Here is a 4,085-nt window from a genome sequence, read left to right as displayed (position 1 = left end):
GATTGGGTCGGTAGCTCAGGTGGTTAGAGCGCACGCCTGATAAGCGTGAGGTCGGAGGTTCAACTCCTCCTCGACCCACCAGGTCCCGTTTTGGCTACGGGATCTGGAGAGATGTGGTTTGGATTGGATTGCCAAGCGTGTCCTTTTGGGCCGGCTTTGCTGTCCGATCGTTGAGATCGCGACAATTGACATCGTTAAGAGAGCAAAAACACGAGACGTCTTCGGGCGTGTCCCGAGTGGGGGATGCGCCGGTCCGGACTTCGGTCCAGGGCGACGAAGACAGTCTTTCCAAGTCTAATACTGACCGTGATCGGACATCTGGCCCCCTCGGGGTCGTTTGTCGATCGCAACCGGCGCTTTCCTTTGCCGAGGGAAGCGTCCGGGTCCAAAGACTTCCGACAGAAGATGCAAGGACGGGTTGTGGTTGAACCAGCCACACGCAAAGGGGCCCGTCTTCTTCTGGATCGGATCAAGCGCGAGAAGGGCGTTTGGTGGATGCCTTGGCAGCAAGAGGCGATGAAGGACGTGGCACTCTGCGATAAGCCCGGGGGAGGCGAGAGCACCCTTTGATCCCGGGATGTCCGAATGGGGAAACCCACCTGACAATCTTCGATTGTTATCTGTTTGATGTCTTCGCGCGAGCGAAGACGTACGCTCCGCGCGGACCCTTGGTCCGTTTGGCGCGTGGCGGCGACGCCGTGACAGGTAAGGATCGACGATTGAACCAGGTACTTTGAGCCTGAATATATAGGGTTCAAAGAGCGAACGCGGGGAACTGAAACATCTAAGTACCCGTAGGAAAGGAAATCAACCGATACTCCGTTAGTAGTGGCGAGCGAACGCGGACCAGCCGAGCCTGATAAGTGAGTGGAACCAGTTGGAAAGCTGGGCGATATGGGTGACAGCCCCGTACACGAAGCTTTGACGGACGCATTAAGTAGGGCGGGACACGTGAAATCCTGTCTGAAGATCGGGGGACCACCCTCGAAGGCTAAGTACTCCTTGCTGACCGATAGCGAACCAGTACCGTGAGGGAAAGGTGAAAAGCACCCCGACAAGGGGAGTGAAACAGTCCCTGAAACCGGACGCCTACAAACAGTCGGAGCCTGCGTGTGATCTTCGGATCACGTGATTGGTGACGGCGTACCTTTTGTATAATGGGTCAACGACTTGGTCTTACTAGCAAGCTTAAGCCGATAGGTGTAGGCGCAGCGAAAGCGAGTCTGAATAGGGCGCATGAGTTAGTAGGATCAGACCCGAAACCGAGTGATCTAGGCATGTCCAGGATGAAGGTGCGGTAACACGCACTGGAGGTCCGAACCCACACCTGTTGAAAAAGGTCGGGATGAGGTGTGCCTAGGGGTGAAAGGCCAATCAAACTCGGAGATAGCTGGTTCTCCGCGAAATCTATTTAGGTAGAGCGTCAGACGAATACTCCCGGGGGTAGAGCACTGGATGGGTAATGGGGACCCACAGTCTTACTGATCCTAACCAAACTCCGAATACCGGGAAGTACTATCTGGCAGACAGACGTCGGGTGCTAACGTCCGGCGTCGAGAGGGAAACAACCCTGACCCGCAACTAAGGCCCCCAATTCATGGCTAAGTGGGAAAGCATGTGAGACGGCCAAAACAACCAGGATGTTGGCTTAGAAGCAGCCATCATTTAAAGAAAGCGTAACAGCTCACTGGTCTAGACAAGCTGTCTTGCGGCGAAGATGTAACGGGGCTCAAGCCATGAGCCGAAGTTCGGGATGTGCGTAAGCACGTGGTAGCGGAGCGTTCTGTGACATAACCTCCAGCCTCTTTGCCTCCCTCGTCAGAGGGATGCGCGGAGGCTCGGGGGTTTGCTGAGAAGCCGGGCCGTGAGGCACCGGTGGAGCGATCAGAAGTGAGAATGTTGACATGAGTAGCGACAAACAGGGTGAGAGACCCTGTCGCCGAAAGTCCAAGGGTTCCTGCTTAAAGCTAATCTGAGCAGGGTGAGCCGACCCCTAAGGCGAGGCCGAAAGGCGTAGTCGATGGGAACCAGGTTAATATTCCTGGGCCAGGAGGAAGTGACGGATCGCAGCTGTTGTCAGGCCTTATCGGATTGGTCTGGCTTCGAAGTGGTTCCTGGAAATAGCCCTCCATGAGATCGTACCCTAAACCGACACAGGTGGACTGGTAGAGCATACCAAGGCGCTTGAGAGAACTACGTTGAAGGAACTCGGCAAAATACCTCCGTAACTTCGGGAGAAGGAGGCCCCGTTGATGGGCAACCATTGGCGGGGGGCACAAACCAGGGGGTGGCGACTGTTTACTAAAAACACAGGTCTCTGCGAAGCCGTAAGGCGACGTATAGGGACTGACGCCTGCCCGGTGCCGGAAGGTTAAAAGGAGAGGTGCAAGCCTTGAATTGAAGCCCCGGTAAACGGCGGCCGTAACTATAACGGTCCTAAGGTAGCGAAATTCCTTGTCGGGTAAGTTCCGACCTGCACGAATGGCGTAACGACTTCCCCGCTGTCTCCAACGTAGACTCAGCGAAATTGAATTCCCCGTGAAGATGCGGGGTTCCCGCGGTCAGACGGAAAGACCCCGTGCACCTTTACTACAGCTTCACACTGGCATCAGGCCGGTCATGTGCAGGATAGGTGGTAGGCTTCGAAGCGGGGACGCCAGTTCCCGTGGAGCCATCCTTGAGATACCACCCTTGTCCTGCCTGATGTCTAACCGCGGACCGTCATCCGGTTCCGGGACCCTGTGTGGCGGGTAGTTTGACTGGGGCGGTCGCCTCCCAAAGAGTAACGGAGGCGCGCGATGGTGGGCTCAGAGCGGTCGGAAATCGCTCGTCGAGTGCAATGGCATAAGCCCGCCTGACTGCGAGACTGACAAGTCGAGCAGAGACGAAAGTCGGCCATAGTGATCCGGTGGTCCCGAGTGGAAGGGCCATCGCTCAACGGATAAAAGGTACGCCGGGGATAACAGGCTGATACTGCCCAAGAGTCCATATCGACGGCAGTGTTTGGCACCTCGATGTCGGCTCATCACATCCTGGGGCTGGAGAAGGTCCCAAGGGTACGGCTGTTCGCCGTTTAAAGTGGTACGTGAGCTGGGTTTAGAACGTCGTGAGACAGTTCGGTCCCTATCTGCCGTGGGTGTAGGAGACTTGAGAGGAGTTGCCCCTAGTACGAGAGGACCGGGGTGAACGCACCACTGGTGGACCTGTTGTCGTGCCAACGGCAGTGCAGGGTAGCTATGTGCGGACAGGATAACCGCTGAAGGCATCTAAGCGGGAAGCCCCCCTCGAAACCAGGTCTCCCTTGAGGGCCGTGGAAGACCACCACGTCGATAGGCTGGAGATGTAAGCGCGGCGACGCGTTCAGTTGACCAGTACTAATCGCCCGACAGGCTTGATTCCGATCCGGAAGAAGACGGGTTCACCCGAACCCCTTCCCCGAACGAAGTCATGGACCCGAAACCTTGGAAAGACACTCGTGACGGTTCGAAGCCCCGACCCCCCGCCATGGACAGCCATGTCCCCCGCGAGGGCGGCGGGGCTCCGGTTCCCATGCGTTCCACCGGTTTGGTGGCGTTAGCGCGAGCGAAACACCCGATCCCATCCCGAACTCGGCCGTTAAGCGCCGCAGCGCCGATGGTACTGCGTCCTAAGACGTGGGAGAGTAGGTCACCGCCAAACCTGTCGAACGCATGGATCAGGAACCGCTTCGAACCGCGACGCTCTCTCAACGATCCGAAGCCGCCCAGACGCGGCCAGACCATCACCGCGGGGTGGAGCAGCCCGGTAGCTCGTCAGGCTCATAACCTGAAGGCCGCAGGTTCAAATCCTGCCCCCGCAACCAGAATTTACACAACATATCAGCGACTTAGCGAAGCCCCGGTGCACCCGCCCGGGGCTTCGTCGCATGCGCGGTCAAGCAGGGGTGAAGAAATCGACCCTTCCAGAGATGCTGCTTGTTCGTCCGGCCTGACTGACCTGCCCCCCGGTGGTCCCTCGCTCATGACGCGAGTCCGCAGGTTGGATTTCGGTATTGGTCTTCGCCGGATTTCACAAGCGCGCCGGGCGCGGAGCCCTCAGCCAGCTCA

The 4,085-nt window shown here is 57.6% G+C and carries 2 tRNA genes and 2 rRNA genes; all 4 read left to right on the top strand.

What is annotated here, in order from left to right:
- Positions 1 to 4: 4 nt before the first annotated feature.
- Positions 5 to 81: transfer RNA gene (locus ACLJK8_RS22190), tRNA-Ile, on the top strand.
- 386 nt (positions 82 to 467) lie between these two features.
- A 23S ribosomal RNA gene (locus tag ACLJK8_RS22185) occupies positions 468 to 3,399 on the top strand.
- Positions 3,400 to 3,563: 164 nt separating this feature from the next.
- A 5S ribosomal RNA gene (rrf, locus tag ACLJK8_RS22180) occupies positions 3,564 to 3,678 on the top strand.
- A gap of 86 nt (positions 3,679 to 3,764) precedes the next feature.
- Positions 3,765 to 3,841, top strand: a tRNA-Met gene (locus ACLJK8_RS22175).
- The last annotated feature ends 244 nt before the right edge of the window (positions 3,842 to 4,085 follow it).

It is taken from the genome of Amaricoccus sp. W119 (assembly GCF_047275745.1).
In the GTDB taxonomy this organism is placed as follows: domain Bacteria; phylum Pseudomonadota; class Alphaproteobacteria; order Rhodobacterales; family Rhodobacteraceae; genus Amaricoccus.
Note: the sequence above shows the minus strand (reverse complement) of the source record. Positions and strands in the feature narration are given on the sequence as shown.